We start from the raw sequence: 23582 nt of genomic DNA, 5'->3' as shown, positions 1-23582 counted from the left end.
AATAAACAAGAGTAGGGAATGCCTACTCTTGTTTTGATTATTTTGTTTTTAATGAGTGTTGAAATTCAGTGATTTATATTTTTTTAATACTCATCACTAACTCTGATACATTACCCCATTCTCAGAAACATAGTAATTGTGATTGCCTTCAACTTCAAAGTTATAGACTTTATTTTCTCTTACATAAAATAAAAAAAGACTGTCCTAAAAGAGGACAATCTCATTTATATTTAATTAATTATCTAATTTATTAATATTATCAAAAATATTGTCTCTAAATTTTTCTACAGATTGTTTATTATCCTGCCAAGCCTTAGAATTTAATATATAATTGTCTGCTTCAGTAATTGATATTTTAAATTTGAAAACTAATAACATTGTTGATTGCATCATAGATAAATCATCTGTTTTCATATTTAATATTAAGTCTTCAATATTATTTATTGTGTAAACTTTATATTTTTCTAATAATTCTGTATTATTCATACTTTTATAATTTAATTAATTGGTCAAAAATATGTCCAGGATTTGCAGATGAACTATTAGGTGCACGTTGAAATTGAAGCCTTAAATGACTAAAACCATTCTCTCTTGCATAATTTTGTAGAACTTTAAAGCTTTGAATCATTTGTCTCTGTCCAAATGTATTAGCTATTTCATTTCCTAAAGCTCCTTTTGGATAAAAAGCCATTTCAGTTAATTCTAAAGTGCTGCTTTTCACATTGTGATTTGCCAAAAACTCAATTGATTCACCGCTTGCATACCTGAATTCTCCACCTATAATATTACTTTCTATTTTTGAAAATAATTGTGGAAGCCCACAATCATTATGCACCAAAATCCCTTTCTCAGAAACATAATAATTATGGTTGCCTTCAACCTCAAAGTTATAAACTTTTACTTTCTTATCCAAGAATTGAATAGATTCTACAGGAGAAGTTGTTCCGTCTAAAGTGGTTAAAAGTGTATCTTTTGTCAGGTTTTTGGCTTCTACCCAGTTTCCGTTCACAAAGAATGGGTGTTCCGGTGTACAGGTAATTTCAGTGCTATTAACAGAGATTTTCACTAATGAAGAAGAAGTATTACGGGATAGTTCAACTACTTTTTTTAGTTCTTTTTTGCCTGTTTCTTCGTTGTAGCTCCATACAAGATCACCTTCTTTGATGTCTTCAATCTTTTTATTACCATTTTCTGTGGCTACCAAAGTTCCTTCTGTGAAGCAGATTTTTATAATTCCGTTGGTCAATCTTCCAATAGGACCACACAAATATCTACCAATACCACTTGCTCTCCATCCGGCAGCAACAAGTTCTCCACCGGCAAAAGACATAGGTAATTCTAAAAACATAAAGGCCTGTGCTTCGCCTAAAGATTTTCCTATTTTTGTGTTTTCTAAGGCGTAATGTAGAGTGCTGCTGTTTGTCCTAAAATTCCAGGCATTTAAAGCACCTAAAATTCCGCTTCCCATGACCGCACTGTTAAATCCAAAGTTAGATGAATTATTCCATGTGTTTCTGTTTCCTTTCCCCTGCATGATTATTTCTTCAAGCACAACATCTACAGCGCCGCCACCGCCGCCTCCCATGGATCCTAAACCTACACTCTCCATAAGCATCCCTGTAGTGTCTGAACCCCAATTTATATTGTTACCGTCATAATCCATGGAGTTTCCTCCGCTACTAGTAAAGCCGATTCCTGTATTATACCAAGTTGTTCCTGATGAAGAATTCCAAATATTGTCAATAAATGATTGCGAGAGCATTCCGGTAGGATCGTTGAACATCACCGGATTGTTGTTGGCATAATGATAAGGCGATACATGTGGTGTTACTTCCGCCAATGGATCAACAACTCCCCATCTTCCCAGATCAGGCATGTAAAATCTCGCTCCGTAGTCATACATTCCAGTCTCCATTTGAAGTTCCTTATCATTATATTCATAATTGTAATTCACACCAGACTCATCAGCTCTGTTTCCTCCATGCTTTAACCCAAATGCATAATAATCGTTTTTATCTACAATGACCGCTGCGCCGCCTTCTCTCACAAAGCTTAATCTTACATTTCCTAAATGATCGTTATAGTTGTAAATATAGCGATTATTTACAAAATCAAAATATCCTTCTGAAGTGGTAAAAAACTTTAAATTCTGCCCGGCAAGGCCAATATTTGCGGTATCTTCACTATATTGAAACCCATCTAAATAATCTGTTGTTTTTACTGCAAGAAGCTGACTTCCAAATTCTTTATAATAGTGTGTTTTTTTAGTTTAGTACCATCTGCACGATAAAGATATTCTGTATTTACATATTGTTTATTACCTTTTCTTTCCACATAATTTTTAAACTTAATATATTTTGGAAGATTAAGGTCATTATATTTAATCTCCAAAATTCCTTTATCAATATGGTCAGTCATATTCCCGTTAAAGTCATAATTGATCGTATTTCCTGATGTATCGGGATATCCGCTGTAATTATTCTTGTGGTCAACCACAGAGGTCAGCCTGTTACCGTCATTGTAAGCATATACCAGATCATCAATTTCCTGTAAAAGTCCACTGTCTTTTTCGTTTCGTTTCAGATTGACAATGTTTCCGTTGGCATCATAATTCATCGTTTCATTATAGAAACCAGCTTGCGGAAGAGTAGATTCAGGTTCCTGATAGAGTGCTGCTGTCAGCCTGTTGTAGGGGTCGTATTGGTAGCTGTATTTTTTCAGTACACCGTCTTCTGCATTCTTCCATATGGCTTCGGTGATGTTTCCGTTATAATTTGCCTGAGCTACAGAAGGATTAGAGGTGGCATCAAATTTAAGTTCATACCCGAAAAGCTTACCGCCCAGATTGGCAGGATCATTCACTTTGGTCATCCATCCTCTGATATTGTATGCATAATCTATGCTCTGCAGGTTATTTCCCACTTTTTTGTTGATGACCTGTCCCAGTTCGTTGTAGGTGTAGTCTGCCAAAAGTTCTTCTGCATTGCTGTTGACTTTATGATACTGCTGTTTGAGTCTGAAATTATTATCATAAACAAATCTTTCATTAATGACTACTTCGGCATCTGCGTTTGATCTTTTGTGAAAAGTATTGGCAGAAAGTACAGCTCCCGAGAAATCAAGCTCTTTCTCTGTTTTTAATAATATTTTTTGAATAACCGTTTTTGCAAATTCCTGTATCACTAACTCTGATACACGAGGAATGGTCTTCAGTCATTTGAATATATTTTTATCGCCAAAAATAAACAAGAGTAGGGAATGCCTACTCTTGTTATGATTGTTTAATTATTAATAGCTATTGAAAATCAGTGATTTAAATTTTGGAAAACTGTCATCACTAACTTTGATACATTACCGGATTGAAAGATTCTTCTACAAACTTTATATACTCATTAGTAGTAAGATATAACATATCGTAATAAAAATAGGCGTGACGTTTTAAACCTTCACTAATTTTGTCAATGTTATATAATCTTACATTACCATCATCTAAAAACTCTTTTTCTGTACCATTATCGAAAACTGTTTCGTTTTCACTTACATCAAACATTGTTTTTGAGCCAAAGAATGCCGCAAAATTGAGTGCAGGAGGATCAAAGTGTGGGTGTGCAAACCTTTCAAAAGTAACAACTTTGTTTATTTTTTTGGCGCCAAGCTTTTCAAAAATAATGAGTTTATATTCCGGTTCCTCCCACCATCCCTTTCTGAAATTGTTCTTACAGGATTGGTAATCTGTTTCTATCCCTAAAAAATATTTTCCCTTAAAAGGTTTATACTTTATAATGATTTTTCCAGAAACTATTTTTTCCGAAAATTCAGGGAACTTGACATCTAATAATTTTTGATAATATAATATCCAGCCTTTTACATTAAAGAACGGACTGTTTACCAAAACATGATAAAGTTTTTTTTCGGAAACTATTTTATCTTCAAAACTATTAAAACTGCAGATGTTTTGATATACCTTTTCTTCATCTTCACTTGCCCAAAATATTTCCTTAGAGAAATTTTCCTTTTCATACAGCAAAGGAGATAAAATTCTGGAATTATCATAAGTTCGTCCTAGATTATCTAGTGCTAAAACCTGATAACCTGACATTTTGTTTTTGTATTCTACTGTTTCATAATCAATAATAAACTCTAAATGAGACAACCTTTCTTTTAAAAACTCTATATGTTTATTCAAATCACCATATCTAATTCTAGGATCTAAGATATTTATGAATAGACTGCTTATCAAACTGCTATTTTGATTATTAAGTATATAATCTACAGTTTGATTGGCTAACTTTTTCTCATCAAGTTCTATATGTGAAAATTTATTCATATTTAATTATCATTAATTTGGGATTAACCTTACTAAAATGCTTAAAATAAGCATGGTAACAGCCGCTGTTGCGCCAAATTCATTTACTGTTTATTAAAGTAATTAAAACCAATGATAGTATAAGTAAAATGTTATTTTTATTCATTTAAAGATTCTCTATTAATGGGTAAATTGTAAGTATCTAATTTATTACAAGCCTCTACAATTACCTTCTTTAATTGCATGCTAGGTGGTAAAATTACTTTTTCAAGTTTTATACACCTATGTAATTGTAGTTTTTCAATGTGTGGATTTTCTGTTAAATTAAGTTCCATAATAGATCCGTTATAAATATAAAACTCCTTTAAGTTTGGGAAATTCTCTAAAATAGTATTTGATTTTTGATTTTCATACCATAAAATGAGCTTCTCTACAGTCTTAAATTTGTCCAATATCTTTCCTTTAAAAGTTTTCACCGATAAAAAGGTAATCTCTTTTAAGTTTTTAAAATTCTTTTCTGAGATATTGATTTTGGATTTTTGTCCAACAACTAAATGTTCTACATCCAAAACTACATCAGATAAATCTGCCGTAGTTTCATGAAAAGCAATCGTCTCAAATTTATATTTGGCAAATACTTCTTTTATACTTTGGAAATATGTATTATCAACATTATCAAATCCAAATCCTTTAATTTCATATTTATTAAGGTCTGTTATAGATGTTTTTATAAATTCTATAACTGGATCCATACCGATATCCATTCTTTTCTGAATCTCAGCAAAATTGCTTGTTATTAATATCCCTTTATCTTTTGGAATATAGTAAATATTTGTATCTATCATATTTTTAATATCCATCTTGTTTCATGTATAAATACCCCCATGATTGTATTACATTATAGTTTATAGGATTCATATATCCTTCAGGATATTGGGGTAAAACTTTATCTCTCTGCATTCTCTTGTACTCATCTTTATGTGATTCTCTTTCTGATATTGAAGGTGTCCATTCAAAAGATGTTGCTAATCTTTGATGTTGACCTATCCTATATACAGCAGAATCAAACATTCTATTAATAGGACCTTTTCCGTGATATTTATAACCTCCTTCAAAAGTTATTGTATAAGAACCGGGCTGCCCCATTCTTTCTCTTATAGGGAAAGATTTAGCTTCTGATTTTACATCACTTAGAGAAAATGTTCTGCTACCGAAAGTACGATAAAAATATCTAGTACCTGCATACTCTGGAATGTGTGCAGAACTAAAGGTTTTGTCAAGTACATACCACAGAGAAAGAACACCAGCTCCTGATGAGATTGTAAACCCTCTTGCTAAAGTTAAAGCATCGGGACAGCAATTTTGTACTAAATTCTCTCCAGAATTATTCGATTGAGCAAATCCAAGCTGCGAGAAATTAATTCCACCACCAATATTCGACTGCATCCAAGAACTCAATCAGCTTCCTCCACCACCGCCACCTGCGGAACCACCAGCATCAATGTAACTAAAGTTAAATGACGGAATTCCGTTATTTGAACTGTTACTATATCCCGAAGACATACCTTGGAGCAAACTAAGCATACCCGCAGCATCGTCTCCATTATATACCATGTGACTTCCATCTCCATTTACGTCTATTACATTTCTTCCGTCAGGATCAATAAACCTCATTGGATTATTTACAGCATAATTGTAAGGTGAGTGTCTTGTGTATATCTCCGCTAGCGGATCTACCACACCCCATCTACCCAAGTCGGGCATATAGAATCTTGCTCCGTAATCATACATTCCAGTCTCTTGGCGTTCTTTACTATTTAATATTTCTTTTAAAAAATAACAAGAGTAATTTATTACTCTTGTTATTGGGTTATTATAGTCATAGTCTTTGATACATTACCATTTTTAATACTTACCAAATTTTAATGGATAAAGCAATTATGAATAAATTGATTATTATCAGAAGAAGTATAATAATTTGATTGATTTTATTATTTTTATTTAGGAAAGCATTAGCAAACATAGACATAATAAGAAAAAAATATATTAAAGACTTAATTTCTGGTATCTTATAATTAAAAAAAATATAAATATTGTCGAAAACATTCTTGTTTGATAAGCTATAAAAAATTCTTAAAGCAAAAATAAGTAATGCAGTAATTGTATGTACTAAATACAGGATTTTGATTTTCATTTCTATATTACTTGTAATTTCTATGAATAATTTTACCCCCACTTAAATATCTATGTGTGGATATGTCATATATTTTAATATCGGTATATCCACCGCCACCATTTTTTCCAATAACTACATTCACATTTACTGTTACACCTTTATCAAGCATTGGATTTCTCTTGTGTAGTTGATCATACCTATAGTCAGCATTTTTATAAATATCCATAAGTTGACTAAATCTATCACCTTCCATATTAACAGAAGTTCCTATAACTCCTGTTATTGCACCTACCACTGATGCCAAGCTTGGGTTAAAATTTTTAAATTTCTCTACCGTCTCTTTAATAGTTTTCAAATTGTCAATAGCAAAAGTACCATAACCAGCTCCCCCCATTTTATCTCCTACAGAATCAAAATATTCTTTTAATTTTCCTAAAAATTCCATAGTCCCTTGATATTCATCAGTCCAATTTGCATGATCTAATTGATATTGATCTATACTCTCAATAGCACCAAAATAAGAATTTGTTGTTTGTTGAAGATATTTTCTAAACGGATCTCCAGGACCAAAACTATTTCCAATATTATTCTGCATCCAAGAACTCAGCGAGCTTCCACCGCCACCGCCTCCACTAGAACCACCTGCATCAATATAACTATAACTGTAACTTGGGAACGTAAAACTTGAGCTGTTATTAAATGAATTAAACATATCTATTGCATCCTGACCATCATATACCATGTGACTTCCATCACCATTTACATCAATAACACCACGCCCGTCGGGATCTGTAAATCTAGTAGGATTATTTACAGCATAATTGTAAGGTGAGTGTCTTGTATATATCTCCGCCAATGGATCAACAACTCCCCATCTTCCCAAGTCGGGCATATAAAATCTTGCACCATAGTCATACATTCCGGTTTCCGCTTGTAGCTCCTTACCATTATATTCATAGTTGTAACCTACACCGGATTGATCAATTACACTTCCTCCATGCTTTAATCCAAACGCATAATAATCGTTTTTCTCTACAATGATCGCTGCGCTGCCTTGTCTGGTAAAGCTTAATCTTACATTTCCTAAATGATCGTTATAATGGTAAATATAGCGATTATTTGTAAAATCAAAGTACCCTTCTGAAGTGGCAAAAAACTTCAGTGTGTAAGGACTTATATTTTGTATTTCTTCATACTGAAAACCATCCAGATAATCTGTGGTTTTCTTTCTGTAAATAGATGTTTCAGAGTATCGGTGTTCTTTTCTCAGTTTTGTTCCGGCTGCGTTGTAGAAATACTTAATGTTGACATTATCCCAAAATCCTCTCGTAAAGTATTGTTCATTAAACTTTATATAAGAAGGCAGGTTAAGGTCATTGTACTTAATTTCCAAAATTCCTTTGTCCACATGATCGGTCATATTCCCGTTCAAGTCATAATTGATCATATTTCCTGATGTATCGGGATATCCGCTGTAATTATTCTTGTGGTCAACCACAGAAGTTAACCTGTTGCCATTGTAAGCATATTCAAGATCATCAATTTCCTGTAAAAGTCCACTGTCTTTTTCGTTTCGTTTCAGATTGCTAATGTTTCCGTTGGCATCATAATTCATCGTTTCATTATAGAAACCTGCTTGCGGAAGAGTAGATTCAGGTTCCTGATAGAGTGCTGCGGTCAGCCTGTTGTAGGGGTCGTATTGGTAGCTGTATTTTTTCAGTACACCGTCTTCTGCATTCTTCCATGTTGCTTCGGTGATGTTTCCGTTATAATTTGCCTGAGCTACAGAAGGATTGGAGATAGCATCAAATTTAAGTTCATACCCGAAAAGCTTACCACCCAGATTGGCAGGATCATTCACTTTGGTCATCCATCCTCTGATATTGTACGTATAATCTATGCTCTGCAGGTTATTTCCTACTTTTTTGTTGGTGACCTGTCCCAGTTCGTTGTAGGTATAATCTGCAAGCAGTTCTTCTGTATTGCTGTTGACCTTGTGATAATGCTGTTTGAGTCTGAAATTATTATCATAAACAAATCTTTCATTAATGACTACTTCCGCATCTGCGTTTGATCTTTTGTGAAAAGTATTGGCAGAAAGTACAGCTCCCGAGAAATCAAGTTCCTTCTCTGTTTTGGTATATCCGCCCAGATGGTTTTTCCCCTGACTTCCGATGGCTCTTCCCAACTGATCGTACCAGATATGGGTAGAAGACCATGCATCATCGTCCAGATTTTTCACCAAAGACGCTGTAGGCATAGATTTAAGGTTTCGTATACTGCTTACATTATTAACGGTAAGATTCACAAAACTGCTGAGTGTCTGCACACCCAATATGTTTTGAGGCACTGATGGAGTTCCCGGATAGGTATCATAATAATTGACAGAATAAGGAATAAAAGCTGCTGAAGGATAAGCGGTATTGGTATAGAATATTTCCTGCCCGTTCAGTGTAAAAGATTCAGTGCTTCTTGTTTCATTATTTAAGCCTTTCGCATTTGCATTGGTTTGTTCCTGCGCTCTGGTACCTCCCGTGAAAACTCCGGTATACAATACCCTTCCGAACTTGTCATATCTTGTAAACATCCACCTGTTAGGATTGGCAGTATTGTTTTTCATATTGGCATCCTGAGAAGCCACCATACGGTTCTGCTGGTCGTAGACCATATATTCCCATCCTTTTCCGGGAAGCTTTTTCTCGACCTGCCTGAACCGGTTGTCATACACATACTGATAACAAAGGTCATTTAAAATCTGAGAAGTGACTACATTACCATTGGTCGTGATCTTTTCATTTCCTTTGGGTGAGATGACGAATGCCAGCTGGCTGTAATTGTTATAAATATAATAGGTATCCAGCTTTCCGGCTGAGCTTTCTTTCCTTAGAAGCACTGTTTTTCCTTCAGAGTTTTTAAAATCAATCGTGATGTTTCCGTCTTCATCGGTTACTTTATTCTTAGACAACTGATTCGGTGCATAAAACGTAACATTGGTAATGGATGTAGTGAGTACACCGTTACTCCATGATGCTGTGGTATTGAATCTTTTAACCTGATCTCCTTCAATATTCGTGAGATACTGCATTTTGGTGGTGTGTCCCGAACTCATTGCCCATGCTGCACCGGGATGTGCCACTTCTAGCACTCTACCCAAAGGGGAAGCTTCTAGTTTTTGCTCAGAATAGGCATTGGCAACTCCGTAATAGCTGTTAACGGAGTTTTCATCTACCGCCTGTATTCCAGAGTTGGCTGTAGATACAGGGATGGGAAGCAGTGTTTTGGTCTGTCTTCCTAATGGATCATAAGTTATGGGTACCACAAGATCCTGACCTAACGGGGTAGCTTTTACCTGAACGACCTGCTTGGGTCTTCCCAATCCGTCAAAATACTGTACGGTTTCAGATTTTTTGCTTCCGTCCGGAGAAAGATAGACTTTGGTGTAAACATAGTTTTCACTTGTGGTAAGAGTTTGTGCCAGAATGAGGTTGACCGCAAACAATAAAACTAGAATGATTATTTTTTTCATGATTTTGGTTTTTAGTGTTTGTAGTTGTACTTGTGCTCTTTGATGGTATTGCCGTTAACATCTACGGTTTTCAGCAGTCTGTTGAAAGAATCGTATTTGTAGAGTTCCATCATCCCGTTGGGCGGTATGGTGGTGGTGATTCCTATCAAAGGATTGTAAGTATAACAGGTAATCATGAAATTCTGAAGGGAAACATCATTTTTAAAAGTATTCAAAGCATTGATCAAAGCCTGTTCTTTAGCTTCTTCCTGAGCCACTGTAGCCATTCCGTCTTCATTGGAAGCGTTCACTATCGCTGTAATGAATGATGCAGGAATGTCAGATAATTTAGCACCTTCTATTTTTGCAATAGGAAGGGTTTTATCATATCCATAGATAATGGTCGTAGATATTCCGGTACTTCCTACCTCAGGAAATGAGGTATACTGAACAAGGTTTCCTTTATCGTCATAGATGTCGAAAGATGCATTTTTAAGAGACTGCGAAAGATTATCCGGCAGAAAGCTGAGCTGTGAGGTTGGATAGAAATGGGAAGTGTTTTCAAACTTCGTTTCAGATTTTGAAACTACAGAGCCGTTGCGTTTAGCTTCCACCGTTAGAGGAATGCTTCTCATATTTTTATTCCAAAATCTGTTTGATCGTCCAAATGGATAGGTAATATTGGTTTCTGAAACTGCTCCATCAGCACCTGTACTTTTTTCATACACTACGTTATAGCTGCTCAAGTCACGTTTAATTTCTGAAGTATTGGAATATGCACCTGATGGATTGTAGATCTTAGAAATTGTTTTCTGTTCTTCAATAAGGCCGTTTCTTAAAACATCATAGTAATTCCCGTAAATGCTTCCTCCTCCTTCAAAAACCGCTAAAGGACTAAGTTTAGATACAATGCTGTCTTTCTGAACAAGAGAATGATTAACGTCAAAAACTTCTCTTTTTTCCAATAGTCCGTTGGCTAAGATATTGACATAGCGTAACTCGTTAGAAGGTCCCGCCGGGCTGTTGATGTCAAGAGGGTCATGCAGTGTTTTATAATAGTATTTTGTGTATCCCAGACTTTCTCCTACAGTCTCTTTTATATTTTTATAAACGACAAATTCCTGTTCATCAATTTGATTAAGATATCCGCTTGTTGGCATGCTTCCATCAAATTTCTCATAGTTGAATTTTCTGGTCAAAGCATCATTTACAACATTGTTTTCCAGATATTGTATGTGTTTAATTCTGACTCCCTTTCCGGTAGAATAATTTGGAAGAGGAACAGATTTATATCGCAGTCTTCTTATTTGGAAATTTCCTGTACCTCCTGTTCCGCTAATGACAATCGTATTGTTACCGGGAGGATATTTTTTATATCCGTTTACGTCAGTTATTCCTCCGGTGATAGCACCATTCAGAAAATAATTGCCATCACTCGGCTGAAATGGTCCGTTCGTATATAATGTACCTACAGCCAGATGCTCAAACAAATAACTATAGCCGTCCGGCTCATCAGGATTGTATGGAAGATTAAAGGTGATGTATTTAGGGCCTGCAAGAAAATCAAAAGAAAAATCGCCGATATTTTCAAAATACTGAGCGTCACGGTCTGTAATCTCATAAGGAGTTGCTGTATATTTATAATCAGGAAAGCTCTTATCTACATAATATTGGTTGGGCTCAAAAGTGTATTTAACCTCCGTTCCGTTGGGATGTTTTATAGATTTCAAAAGACTGATACCTAGATATTTGGGATTTTTATATTCTTCGGGAAAACATTTGTTTAAAGGATCTACATTGGGGAATTCCGTCCAGCTGTCATTAAAAGATAAGTTATCAAAGTAGTCAGGATAGGTAAACTCCGTCTTTTCATAAGCAGAACCGGTATCGTATTTAAGCACCTTGGTCAGCCTTCTTTTCCATTGATTTTCTTTAATGTAACATGGAGCGGGATTTCCTCCGGGGATGAAACCCAGCGGATATTCGAATTGTGCAGACTGCGATTCCAATACATATCTTTCAATTTGCCTGCCTGCTTTATTTTTCAAAATGACAGAGTTGAGTTGATAAGGATCCTGGTAAGATTTTCTGTCTCCACTGTTGAAAGTATAATTAAAATGTACACTGCCAAAGTCATTAGATGTAATCGTGCTTATCTTCATCGATTTCACAGGTTTAGGGGTATTGTTTCCTAAGCTTGTTGGGACAGTGTAATTATCTTCCTGATAATCGAATAACACTAATTGATTTCCGTTTACATCATCAATTCGGGTCAGGTAGTAGCATCCGGTATAACTGATATTTGAAATTAATGCAATATCAGAATAGTATGAAATATCCAGAGTCTCAAAATAGTAAGAGATTCCGTTTTCATCAATAATTTTAAACTTATAAAGATTAGTTCCTGTTCCTGTTTCTGTTACTGAAATCTGATAGCGATTTTCTGTAACTTTCTTCAAGTCTAAAGCGCCACCATGTGGCGTAAATTGAAAAGTTCCGGACTTCCCAAGAAAATTGAAGTGATAATTGTAACCAGGCATTCCGGACGAATTAATTTCCCTGTAAATTAAATTGGTAGCTCCTGCTACGTTCCATCCTAAACCTACATCACTGGCTTTACTTTCCATGAAAGTATTGTTGGGATGATAGGTAAGCCCAAGGTTAATGGCAACCCCCTTTTGATGGGTAGCCAATGAAAAAAAAGGAATTTCAATCTCAGGAATTCCTGTTGACATTGCTGATGGTGATTTTATTTTACTGGCAATCCCAGATGCCGTAGGAGCAGTAATATTTGACCCTAGAATTGTTGATTCGTAACCCTGTGCGTTCAAAAAAGCAGAGCAGATCATTATTAGAAAAACTAAAAATTTATTCATTGTTTTGTGTTTTTATTTCTTAATTAATTTAGCATTAGCAGTTTTATTCGCATCCGTTTTCACCGTCACCAAATACGCCCCTTGAATCAGATTCTGCGTATTGATCTTCGTTACCTTATTTTTAGTTTTTAGGCTTTGAATCTGTCTGCCACCCATATCGTAAAGCGTGATATCAGCTTCTTTAAAACCTTGCTCTGAGCCTGTCGAAGAGTCAAAACCAATCTCAACATAACAGTAATCAGATACCGGATTTGGGTAGATCTTAATGTCTGATTTTTCGATCAGCTGATCCAGTTGTTTATCACCCAGCTTCACAATTTTCCAGTTTTCTTTCCCCAACTCTTCTGCACTGGTACCCGCCAACACAATAGAGCCGTCTCTGTTTAATTTAATGTCAGATAACCTTTCCTCCTTTTTTCTGGATTCTCCTTTCACATGCTTTCTCCACTGCTCATTTCCGTTTTGATCAAGATAGATCATCCAAAAAGTCTCATCATCTGATTCTATTCTGCCTTCCGCCTGAGTATAACCGCCAAGCAAAATTCCTTTTGAAGTTTTATCGTCTCCGGTTTTCACCACATTCATGCCCATCAGAACATCTCTGTTCTTAAAATTGTAGGATTTCTGCCACAGTTCTTCACCTCTTTCATTAAGGGAGATCAACCAAAGGTCTGTTCCTTCTTCAATGCTGACGGTTTTATTTCCGGATCTTTCAGATCTCGATTCACCACCCACGATAAATCCTGTGGAAGTCATTGCCAAAGTTCTTAAATGGTCATCGCCTTTTCCTCCAAAGTTCTTCTCCCATTCTACTTTTCCGTCTTTATTAAGCTTGACGATCCAGTAGTCACCTTCACCAAAGTTTTCAGACTTTTTTGAAATGGATAAGACTTCGTTTGAGATCGCATGGGTTTCTTTACTTCCAGCTTCAGACTTCAGACTTCCAGCTGAATTTCCGCTTCTCGAATACATCCCTAGCAATGCACCTCCATCTAAGGTCGGAATCATCTTCTCCACTTCATCCAGACCTTTTCCACCTAAAATAATCTGTGAAAGCTCTTTTCCGTTTTTATCGATTCTTGAAATTAGTACATCTTTAGATCCATATCCTTTGGGTGCGTTCTGAACATTTCCGGCAACAAAAAATCCGAAATCTGTAGTTTGAATCACTGCTCTGGCTTCCTCATCCTGAGAAGTTCCCAAAGTTTTCTGCCATAGCTCATCACCATATTCATTGATTCTAATCAGCCAGATATCAGATCCCCCTTTAGCATCCTCTTTTTTATCTAACCCTTTTCCGGAGTAAGAAGTCCCGGCCAACAGAAAACCACCTTCCTGAGTAGCGACTGTTGCGGAAAGAAAATCATGGTTCTGTCCGGAGAAATACTTTTCCCAGACTTCTTCACCTTGTTGGTTGAGTTTTACCAAGTGAAAATCGTAACCATTGTTAGCCTGTTGTTTATCTGAAGCTGAAATGGTACTTCCTGCACCCAGCTTCCCGCTTCCTGCTTGGATACTGCTTCCTGTAATGAGATATTGCTGGTCGATTGTTGTGGTGACCTGCGAAAGAAAATCCTGAGTAGAGGATTTAATGTCTTTTTGCCATACCACATCCTGAGCATACCATACTGCGGTAGTGCATAGTAGAACTGCACTCATGTAGAGTTTTTTCATGATTTATGTTTTTAATAATTGTTATTTTTTTGCTAATATAAAAATATATTTAACTCCTGCTATAAGGAAAACCTTAAAAGAAGTAAATATTGATTATAATTTAATTTTCCATGTTTTTTCATATCATTTTTTATCTTTACGAATGCCCGCAATAGTAATAAACCAGTTTTTACCATTCACTTTTCACCGTTCTTTTTTTATCATTCACTTTTAGCAGCCACTTTGTCATCCCGTAGGGATCTGGACACAGTAAAAAAATGAGTTATGATTCCTCCAGAAATCATACAAAGTCAATAACAAAGTGACTGCTAAATTTCATTAATACGATTAATAAAAGACATTCATTTTTATTTTTTTTATACTCTCTACGCAAATATCAATATCTAATGCGACAGAAGATGACGTGTTATTTTAATTCAAATTTATTATCTCTAGAAAATAAAAAGGCGTGGAGCTATATCTACTGCCTTGGAGATACTAGTATATCTAATGAACAAATAGACAAGCCCACGCCAAGCGTGAACACTGCTATTCTTGTTCATCTTATAAATTACCTTAATCACTTGTCAAGATTTCTTTCCGAGACATACAGAAACTATTCCGTGATATACATTTTGTTTTTCGAAGCGTACAGATGATATTCCGAGTAACACATGAAGCATTCCATAGTGTACAGCTCATTTTCCGAAGCAGACAGATGGTATTCCGAGATATACAGAAAGCATTCTTTGATGTACAGATCATATTCCGAAGCGTACAGCGACCATTCCGAGGCATAAACTTGTCATTCTCTGTTAAACATTTCGTATTCAGATACTTTCATCTAATATTAAGAATTGGCAAGCTGATATTCCTCAACTGTTAGACCGTATTCAGCAATAAACAGAACATATTCATATTATATAGATGTAGTTTCAAATCAAATAAATCTTATTTCTATTCATTGAAAGAAACAATCCACCTTCAGAATTGATATTATTAAAAATTCATAAGCTTCTTCATTACTCTCTGTTTAGAAAAAAAATAAAATCAGTATGTTTGCAGCGAGGCAGTTTTACTTAAAAATTAAAATAAAATCACACGCTTAGGACAGATTATTCTATTCTGAATCGCCCAGCAGTGATTTGCCCGATTGTATTTCTTTTTGATTTTTTTTAATAAAGGTGATAAAGATTAGTCTGATGGTTTTATCTATAATCAAAGAAAAATAAGTAAATTTGTGAGCATTAATAAAAATAAATTAAAACAACAATAAAATGTCAATTTTAGTAAACAAAGATTCTAAAGTAATTGTACAAGGTTTTACAGGTAACGAAGGTACTTTCCACGCTGGTCAGATGATCGAATACGGAACCAACGTAGTAGGTGGTGTTACTCCAGGAAAAGGAGGTAGCGAGCACCTTGGGAAGCCGGTATTTAATACCGTTGCTGACGCTGTTGCAAAAGCTGGGGCTAACGTAAGTATCATTTTTGTACCACCTGCATTTGCTGCAGATGCTATCATGGAAGCTGCTGAAGCGGGTATTAAAGTAATCGTATGTATTACAGAAGGTATTCCTGTTGCAGACATGGTAAAAGTAAAATCTTATATCGCTGACAAAGAGTGCAGATTGATCGGGCCAAACTGTCCGGGAATCATCACTTCTGATGAAGCTAAAATTGGTATTATGCCAGGTTTCGTTTTCAAAAAAGGGAAAGTAGGGATCGTTTCAAAATCAGGAACGCTTACTTATGAAGCTGCTGACCAAGTTGTAAAAGCTGGTTACGGTGTTTCTACAGCGATCGGAATCGGTGGTGACCCAATCATTGGAACTACTACAAGAGAAGCTCTTGAATTGTTCATCAACGACCCGGAAACTGAAGCGGTTGTAATGATCGGTGAAATCGGTGGTGGTCTTGAGGCTGAAGCTGCCAGATGGTACAAAGCTAGTGGTTCTACAAAACCGGTTGTTGGTTTTATCGCTGGGCAAACTGCTCCTAAAGGCAGAACAATGGGTCACGCAGGTGCTATTGTTGGAGGTGATGAAGATACAGCTCAGGCTAAAATGGAAATCATGAGAGAAAACGGTATCAATGTAGTAGATTCCCCTGCTGACATTGGTGTTACTGTTGCAAAAGTTTTAGGATAATTAAACAACAAAATGATGTGAAATCGCTTTACTGTCTTAGAGCTAAAAACTCAGATAGTTAAGGGATAACATATTTCCTTTAAAAACAATACAAACTACATATGAAAAAATTTTTATTAGCATCAGCTTTAGCATTTTCTGCTTTATCATTCGCACAGATTGATTTTAGCAGTACAAGATTCGGTGTTACTGCTGGTGGAAACTATTCGAGAGTGAAAAATGCACACAATCCTTCTGGGCCAAGATTTGCTTTTCAGGGTGGTGTTTTAGCTTTAATCCCAATGGGAGGTTCTAACCAGTTTTATCTTCAGCCGGAAGTAGTTTACTATGGTGCCGGAGAATCTGGAAAAGATAAGGATGCTAAAGGTATAAAAGGGTATGACGCTGTTTATGCTAATAACTACATCAGTGTTCCTGTATCTTTCAAAGGATATTTTTCTGAAGCAGAATCAGAATTCTTTGGATTGATTGGCCCGAGATTTAATTTTTTACTTGATCAGAAAGTTAAAAATGAATCTCGTGAAATCTATAAAACAGATCAATTGGGTAAAGCAAAATCATTTAACTTCGCAATAGGTGCAGGTATTGGTTACAGCTACAAAAGACAGCTAGAATTGGCTTTAAAGTATGACTTTGGTTTATCAAATACTTATCCAGATCTGGATGAAAGCAAGATTGATGCAAATTCTTCTAAAAAGAAATCTGAGCAGGTTCTTAGTTTAAGCTTAAGCTATATCTTCGAATAAAAATTTTTCATTCGACACATAAAAAATCCCGGGATATTATATCTCGGGATTTTTTTATCTTAAATATGATGTTTGATAGCAAACAGATTTAACTCCTAATCCATTTCCAAAGCTCCTTTAAGGTCGCCTTATTTCCATACATCAAAATTCCTACTCTGTAAATTTTTCCTGCAAGAAAAATCATGAAAATAGTGGTTGCTAATAATAAGAAAATAGATAAAGCAATTTCCCAAGCCGGAACGCCGTAAGGAATTCTCGCAATCATCGCTACTGGTGACGTGAAAGGAATGATGGATAGCCAAAATCCTAACGGTCCGTCAGGATTATTCATCAGAGAAAAACTTCCGTACATCCCCAAAGTCAAAGGTAAAATGGCAAATAAAGTAAATTGCTGTGTTTCCGTCTCGTTATCCACTGCAGAACCAATTGCTGCGTAAATTGAACTGTAAAAGATATATCCTAAAAGGAAAAACACGATAAACACAAAGATGATTAAAGGGAAATTAAGCTCCAACAAGCTATGGGAAATCTGTGTAAAGATCTGTAGAATATCCAATTTACTTAAAATACTTTGATCACCTCCCGGCATGTTTTTCTGCATGGAAGAAAATCCGGTGTTCAAAACTAATGCGCCAATTACAGACATAGATATCCAAACGATAAATTGTGTCAAAGCAACCATTGTAACCCCGAGAATTTTTCCCATCATCAGTTCAAAAGGTTTTACCGATGAAATGATAATTTCCACAACACGGTTGTTTTTTTCCTCAAGAACGCTTCTCATGACGCGTACTCCGTAAATGATGATGAACATAAAAGTAACATACATTAAACCTAGGCTTAAAGCTGTTTTTACCCCAAAAGCAAGGTCAGAGTCTTCTTTGTTATCTTCAGAAACATTGATGGTTTTCAGTTCAAAGTTTTTATCAAGATTATTAAGCTGAGATTCTGCGATACCTAATTGCTTGATCTTCTCTTTCTTAATCACATTGCTGATGTCAGAGATAATCCGCTGTTTAGTATCAAGACCGATTTTAGTGTTGACAACTAATCTTGTATTTTTCTCTAAATCATCAAAATTCTGACTTGCTATTTGAGGCAAGATTAAAATACCATCTAAAGACTCGTTGCCTTTAAGGTTTTTAAGTTTAGATTTTTCATCAGCCGTCGGAACAAAAATGTATTCAAGTTTATCATTAGATTTTAGCTGACCTTTAAAAAGTCCGCTGTTGTCTACAACTTCAATAATATTATGAGACTCGTTGGCTTTAAACATCAGTCCGATAACCGCTCCGAATCCTATAATCATTAAAGGAGCCAATAATGTCAGTAAAATGAAAGATTTTTTCTTAACCTGCGTAAGAAATTCTCTTTTTGTAATTAAATATATATTGTTCATAAATTTAAGAATGATTACCTACGGCATTAATAAAGACTTCATTCATACTCGGAATTTTTTCGTCAAATGATCTTACTTTTCCTGCCTGTACAAGATCAAGCAGAATGTCATTTTGATTTACCGTGTTTTTAAGATCAAAAGAAATCAGATTATTTTGCTCAGACAAATTGAAAACTTCATACTTATTCTGGAAGCTCTGAAGCTGCTCGCTGTTCACATCAGAAAGTGTAATTCCAAAAATATTTTTCTTGAATTTTTCTCGCACGTCAAAAACTCTTCCGTCGATTATTTTCTTAGAATTGTCAATTAAAGCAACATAATCACACATTTCTTCCACACTTTCCATTCTGTGGGTAGAAAGAATAATGGTCGTTCCGTTATTTTTAAGTTCAATGATTTGATCTTTAATTAAATTGGCATTTACGGGGTCAAAACCTGAAAACGGTTCGTCAAGAATCAACAAATGTGGTCTGTGAAGAACAGTCACTACGAACTGTATTTTCTGCGCCATTCCTTTGGATAGTTCAGAAAGTTTCTTCTTCCACCATTGATCGATATGCAGTTTTTCAAACCATTTTTTGGCTTCATTCAGCGCATCATTTTTTTTCATTCCCTTCAGCTCTCCGAAGTAAAGAATCTGATCTCCGACGCTCATATTTTTATATAAACCTCTTTCTTCAGGCATATATCCGATGTCTTTGATGTGATTGGGATTGAGCTTTTCTCCATTGATGAAAACATCTCCGGAATCTGCTTGTGTAATTTGATTGATGATACGGATAAAAGAGGTTTTTCCTGCTCCGTTGGGTCCTAGAAGACCGTAGATACTTCCTTTCGGCACATGTATGCTAAAATCATCCAATGCTATTTTTTTTCCTGCATTGTAGGTTTTAGTAATATGTTCAGCTTTTAGCATTCAGTTGTTTTTTATAATGAGTATAAAAATAATCCGAAAGTTACGGAATTAAAAGAATTTTGCTAAAAGAAAAAATCCTGATGTTGATCAGGATTTAATATTATTGTTTTACTATTTGAGTAACCTTTTGCGTATTGTCGCTGAGAATGTAGCGAATCAGATACTTACCGGGTTTTAATTTTTCAATATTAATTTCAGCCTTATTCGTATTTACATTATAGTTGGCAACCTGCGTTCCCAATATCGAATAAAATATCACTGATTTAATTTTTAAAGAAGAGTCTTTGGCTTTTACCACCAAAAAGTCTTTCGCAGGATTTGGGTAGGCAGTAAGAACACCATCATCAGACTTTTGTGAAGTAGAAGAAGGCTCTTTGATTTGTGCTTTAACATTGTCGGAAAAACCAACAAAAGCGCCCATAAATATAATTAAAAGTAAAAGTTTTTTCATCTAACGTATAATTTGCATAACTATTACTAACAAAAGTAATAAATTCTATAATCATCTGCAATAGTTTTTTATAGAACTTATATTAAATTTGCAATAAATTATTCAAAAAGTATTCCAAAATGATATATTCGAGAAACAGAAGATTGAGAGTAAATGAATCTATGAGAGGTTTGGTAAGAGAATGCAGCCTTTCTACAGACGATTTTGTAATGCCGATCTTCGTAATGGAAGGTGAAAATAAAGAAGAAGCAATCTCATCAATGCCAGGAATTTTTAGAAGAAGCATTGATTTGACGGTTAAAGAATGTAAAGAATTATTTTCTTTAGGTGTAAAAGCAGTCAATCTCTACATGAAAGTTTCGGAACATTTGAAAGACAACACCGGAAAAGAAGCCTGGAACAAAAATGGATTGATGCAAAATACCATCAAAGCCATCAAAGATGCCGTTCCTGAAATGGTGATTATGCCTGATGTGGCTTTAGATCCATATTCAATCTACGGTCACGACGGAATTATAGAAAACGGAAAAATCCTGAACGATGCCACAAACGAAGCTTTGGCAAGAATGTCTGTTTCACACGCAGAAGCAGGAGCAGATATTGTGGCACCAAGTGACATGATGGATGGGAGAGTTTTGGCGATTCGTGAAGCGTTGGAAGAAAGTGGTTTCCATGATGTTGGAATTTTGAGTTATGCAGCAAAGTATGCAAGCTCATTTTACGGGCCTTTCAGAAGTGCTTTAGATAGTGCACCGAAAGACAATATGGAAATTCCGAAAGACAAAAAAACGTACCAGATGGATTTTCACAATTCTCGTGAAGCTTTAAATGAGGTTTTCAAAGATGTGGAAGAAGGTGCAGATATCATCATGATCAAACCAGGTTTGCCGTATTTGGATATCGTTTCAAAAGTGCGTGAAGCCATCGATTTACCGATTGCAGTTTATAATGTAAGCGGAGAATATGCCATGTTGAAAGCCGCTGCACAAAACGGTTGGCTCGATAATGACAAAGCCATCATTGAAAGTTTAACGTGTTTCAAAAGAGCGGGAGCAGACATGATTTTCACATATGCTGCAAAAGAAGCTTCGATTCTTTTAAACAGGTAATTAGTTTGAAGTTATTAGTTATGAATTATAAGTCAAACGTTTCGCTGATTTTTTTCAACTTAACAAACTCATAATTCATAACTTTTAACTTTCAGAAAACCTATTTGAAGTCAAAATCTTTACCTTTGGTAAATTTAGCCGCAAAAGGAGCCTGATTTCCGGAATATTTTAAAACAAAATGTTTCTTCGTATCCGTATCCACTTTGGCTTCCACTTCTACATCCTGTGTCTGAAAACTGACATCTAAGCCAACTCCAGATTCTTTTTCTAAGAAAATTTCTACACTTTCAGCATAGAATAATGAAGTGCTTAAATAATTAAATTTGATATTTTTCCGATACGTTTTTGATTCTGAATCTGTGAATTCAGAATATTTTCTAAGAATTTCAATTCCTGGAGAATCGATATTGGTAATTCTAGATTTTGTCACTCCGTTGACACGCACAGAAAAACTTTTCGCACTGTTGATATTTCCATTGATTCCGATATTAAAAAGAGAAGGCAACGCGAGACCATATTCGACCATGCTTCCTTTGGTAAATTCAAAATCAGGAATCAAAGCTGGATGTTTGGGAATACTTAAAAGTTGATCTTTTACGGTTTTTAAGTGTTCATCTGAGAATAAGAAACCAATCAGATTATTATTAGTTGTTCTCCAGTTTCTGCCGTTCCATTCGTAAATTTCACAAAGCAACGTGTCTGCGGAAGAATGGGGAAGAAGGTCGATATCCTGCCATTTGAAAACCTCTTTTGCGTAAGGTCTGCGGTTGATGAGATTAATTCCTAAATCTAATGCGAGTAAATCGGTTAATTGTTGATTATTTTTCATAAAATTTAAACTGTGGTTGGTGTTTTAAATTTAATAAAAATATCAATTAATCAGATTCATAAAAGGAAAATTTATATTAAAATTACAACCAGCCTTTTTTGTTGTGAACATAAGTATTGTCAAATTGCTCGTCGCTCATAAACAGATAAATAATTCCCTCGATAAATGGAATGATTGAAGCTACTCCACAAGTAACAACATTTAATACCAATTGAATAACTCCTTCTTTTGTATATCCCAAATAGAATTTGTTTAAAGCTAACCAACCGACAAGAAGACCTAAAAGTGCAGCCGGAATTTTCTTCTCTGATTTATAAGGCATATTGTTTTGTTGTTGAGCATTGCCGTCTTTTGTGTAACCGTAATTTTCCATATAAAATTTTGTTTTGTTGTTTTTGATAAGTAGCAGTAATACAGCCATCGTTACAGAAGATTTCAGGATTAATGAAAAATTAATATTGATTTATACAATTGTTCGCAATTTGTCGTCATCAAAAATACATTGTATTTCATTGTTAAGTTTACGCCTTTGTTTAACTTAACAACGGTCAAGATTTAAAATTCTTTATTTGGCTTTGCGTTAAATTAAATGTTATGACAAATTGCGGATGTTCAATTTAATTTATTAAAATATCATAAAACTGAAACAACCATTTTTAATCTGAAATTTAAATTCAAAAAAACTTTATCTTTGCCTTTATGATTTTACGAGGAGAAAACTTAATCAAAGAATACGGTCCCAAAAAAGTTGTAAAAGGCGTTTCTGTACAGGTTCAGCAGGGAGAAATTGTAGGTTTGCTGGGTCCGAACGGAGCCGGGAAAACCACTTCATTTTATATGATCGTAGGTTTGGTAAAGCCGACTTCGGGAAGAATTTTTCTTGATAAGCAGGAAATTACAACCGATGCGATGTACCGAAGAGCCCAAAAAGGAATCGGTTATTTGGCACAGGAAGCTTCCGTTTTCAGAAAACTGTCTGTGGAAGATAATATCATGGGAGTTTTGCAATTGACGAAACTTTCGAAACGTGAACAGCAGATCAAATGTGATGAGCTGATTGAAGAATTTTCATTGCAACACGTCAGAAAAAACCGTGGAGATTTACTGTCCGGAGGTGAAAGACGTAGAACGGAAATCGCAAGATGTTTAGCAACAAGTCCGAGTTTTATTCTTTTGGATGAGCCTTTTGCCGGAGTTGACCCGATTGCCGTTGAAGATATTCAGAAAATTGTAAGAAGCCTTACCGACAAAAACATCGGAATTCTGATTACCGACCACAACGTACAGCAAACGTTGGCAATTACCAATAAAACGTATATTATGTTCGAAGGGAAAATCTTAAAAGAAGGTCTTCCGGAAGAATTGGCAAATGATCCGCAGGTAAGAGAAGCATATTTAGGTGAAAACTTCGTCTACCAAAGTATTTTCGATAAGCCGAGTAAGAAAACTTACGCATACAATATCTG

At 35.3% G+C, this 23582-nt stretch carries 19 protein-coding genes and 2 pseudogenes; 5 read left to right on the top strand and 16 right to left on the bottom strand.

Annotated elements, in window-relative coordinates; all coding sequences use genetic code 11:
• Nucleotides 1–96 precede the first annotated feature (96 nt).
• The 11 genes and pseudogenes from LNP04_RS19565 to LNP04_RS06180 all read right to left on the bottom strand — a co-directional run.
• A pseudogene (locus LNP04_RS19565) lies at nucleotides 97–147 on the bottom strand (hypothetical protein); the annotation flags it as partial.
• An 87-nt stretch (nucleotides 148–234) separates the two neighbouring features.
• A complete protein-coding gene (locus tag LNP04_RS06225; RefSeq protein ID WP_229985690.1) occupies nucleotides 235–486 on the bottom strand; it encodes a hypothetical protein in 252 nt (83 codons plus the stop codon).
• Between the two features lie 4 nt (nucleotides 487–490).
• The gene (locus LNP04_RS06220; protein ID WP_229985689.1) at nucleotides 491–2047 is read right to left on the bottom strand and encodes a polymorphic toxin-type HINT domain-containing protein; all 1557 of its coding nucleotides are present in this window, start codon (nucleotides 2045–2047) and stop codon (nucleotides 491–493) included.
• A gap of 170 nt (nucleotides 2048–2217) precedes the next feature.
• Nucleotides 2218–3183 carry an RHS repeat domain-containing protein gene (locus LNP04_RS06215; RefSeq protein ID WP_229985688.1) on the bottom strand — a complete coding sequence of 322 codons (966 nt, stop codon included), beginning with the start codon at nucleotides 3181–3183 and terminating at the stop codon, nucleotides 2218–2220.
• Between the two features lie 154 nt (nucleotides 3184–3337).
• A complete protein-coding gene (locus LNP04_RS06210; protein WP_229985687.1) occupies nucleotides 3338–4327 on the bottom strand; it encodes a hypothetical protein in 990 nt (329 codons plus the stop codon).
• Nucleotides 4328–4464: 137 nt separating this feature from the next.
• A complete protein-coding gene (locus LNP04_RS06205) occupies nucleotides 4465–5151 on the bottom strand; it encodes a hypothetical protein (protein ID WP_229985686.1) in 687 nt (228 codons plus the stop codon).
• Between the two features lie 4 nt (nucleotides 5152–5155).
• Entirely contained in the window at nucleotides 5156–5752 is a 597-nt protein-coding gene (locus LNP04_RS06200; protein WP_229985685.1) for a hypothetical protein, read from the bottom strand.
• Between the two features lie 12 nt (nucleotides 5753–5764).
• A complete protein-coding gene (locus LNP04_RS06195; RefSeq protein WP_229985684.1) occupies nucleotides 5765–6097 on the bottom strand; it encodes an RHS repeat-associated core domain-containing protein in 333 nt (110 codons plus the stop codon).
• Between the two features lie 410 nt (nucleotides 6098–6507).
• A complete protein-coding gene (locus tag LNP04_RS06190) occupies nucleotides 6508–10008 on the bottom strand; it encodes a DUF6443 domain-containing protein (RefSeq protein ID WP_229985683.1) in 3501 nt (1166 codons plus the stop codon).
• 11 nt (nucleotides 10009–10019) lie between these two features.
• Nucleotides 10020–12863 carry a hypothetical protein gene (locus LNP04_RS06185; RefSeq protein WP_229985682.1) on the bottom strand — a complete coding sequence of 948 codons (2844 nt, stop codon included), beginning with the start codon at nucleotides 12861–12863 and terminating at the stop codon, nucleotides 10020–10022.
• A gap of 12 nt (nucleotides 12864–12875) precedes the next feature.
• Nucleotides 12876–14537, bottom strand: coding sequence for a T9SS type A sorting domain-containing protein (locus tag LNP04_RS06180; RefSeq protein WP_229985681.1), 1662 nt, complete (start codon nucleotides 14535–14537; stop codon nucleotides 12876–12878).
• A 653-nt stretch (nucleotides 14538–15190) separates the two neighbouring features.
• Here LNP04_RS06180 and LNP04_RS19485 point away from each other — a divergent pair.
• The 3 genes from LNP04_RS19485 (at nucleotide 15191) to LNP04_RS06170 (ending at nucleotide 17412) form a co-directional block, all read left to right on the top strand.
• Complete coding sequence (locus LNP04_RS19485; protein WP_262907452.1) at nucleotides 15191–15316, top strand: hypothetical protein; 126 nt, start codon at nucleotides 15191–15193, stop codon at nucleotides 15314–15316.
• A gap of 477 nt (nucleotides 15317–15793) precedes the next feature.
• Nucleotides 15794–16666 (top strand): succinate--CoA ligase subunit alpha, encoded by an 873-nt coding sequence (gene sucD, locus LNP04_RS06175; RefSeq protein ID WP_129534654.1) that lies wholly within the window; start codon nucleotides 15794–15796, stop codon nucleotides 16664–16666.
• A 101-nt stretch (nucleotides 16667–16767) separates the two neighbouring features.
• Complete coding sequence (locus LNP04_RS06170) at nucleotides 16768–17412, top strand: porin family protein (RefSeq protein ID WP_229985680.1); 645 nt, start codon at nucleotides 16768–16770, stop codon at nucleotides 17410–17412.
• A gap of 88 nt (nucleotides 17413–17500) precedes the next feature.
• On the opposite strand, the gene LNP04_RS06165 is transcribed toward LNP04_RS06170, so the two are convergent.
• The 3 genes from LNP04_RS06165 to LNP04_RS06155 all read right to left on the bottom strand — a co-directional run bounded on the left by LNP04_RS06165 (nucleotide 17501) and on the right by LNP04_RS06155 (nucleotide 20178).
• On the bottom strand, nucleotides 17501–18811 hold the full coding sequence (locus tag LNP04_RS06165; protein WP_229985679.1) for an ABC transporter permease: 1311 nt from the start codon (nucleotides 18809–18811) through the stop codon (nucleotides 17501–17503).
• A 4-nt stretch (nucleotides 18812–18815) separates the two neighbouring features.
• The gene (locus tag LNP04_RS06160) at nucleotides 18816–19727 is read right to left on the bottom strand and encodes an ABC transporter ATP-binding protein (protein ID WP_229985678.1); all 912 of its coding nucleotides are present in this window, start codon (nucleotides 19725–19727) and stop codon (nucleotides 18816–18818) included.
• Nucleotides 19728–19827: 100 nt separating this feature from the next.
• Nucleotides 19828–20178, bottom strand: coding sequence for a T9SS type A sorting domain-containing protein (locus LNP04_RS06155; RefSeq protein WP_129534649.1), 351 nt, complete (start codon nucleotides 20176–20178; stop codon nucleotides 19828–19830).
• 119 nt (nucleotides 20179–20297) lie between these two features.
• On the opposite strand from LNP04_RS06155, the gene hemB reads away from it, so the two are divergent.
• Nucleotides 20298–21287 (top strand): porphobilinogen synthase, encoded by a 990-nt coding sequence (gene hemB / locus LNP04_RS06150; protein ID WP_229985677.1) that lies wholly within the window; start codon nucleotides 20298–20300, stop codon nucleotides 21285–21287.
• 100 nt (nucleotides 21288–21387) lie between these two features.
• On the opposite strand, the gene LNP04_RS06145 is transcribed toward hemB, so the two are convergent.
• Both LNP04_RS06145 and LNP04_RS06140 read right to left on the bottom strand, forming a co-directional pair.
• The gene (locus LNP04_RS06145) at nucleotides 21388–22116 is read right to left on the bottom strand and encodes a hypothetical protein (protein ID WP_229985676.1); all 729 of its coding nucleotides are present in this window, start codon (nucleotides 22114–22116) and stop codon (nucleotides 21388–21390) included.
• Nucleotides 22117–22198: 82 nt separating this feature from the next.
• Nucleotides 22199–22489, bottom strand: a complete 291-nt coding sequence (locus LNP04_RS06140; RefSeq protein WP_407928644.1) for a TM2 domain-containing protein — start codon at nucleotides 22487–22489, stop codon at nucleotides 22199–22201.
• Between the two features lie 326 nt (nucleotides 22490–22815).
• Here LNP04_RS06140 and lptB point away from each other — a divergent pair.
• A pseudogene (gene lptB, locus LNP04_RS06135) lies at nucleotides 22816–23541 on the top strand (LPS export ABC transporter ATP-binding protein); the annotation flags it as partial.
• Between the last annotated feature and the right edge of the window lie 41 nt (nucleotides 23542–23582).

This window comes from Chryseobacterium sp. C-71 (genome assembly GCF_020911865.1).
GTDB lineage: Bacteria > Bacteroidota > Bacteroidia > Flavobacteriales > Weeksellaceae > Chryseobacterium.
The sequence above is the reverse complement of the archived record's forward strand: the minus strand, read 5'-3'. Positions and strand labels throughout refer to the sequence as shown.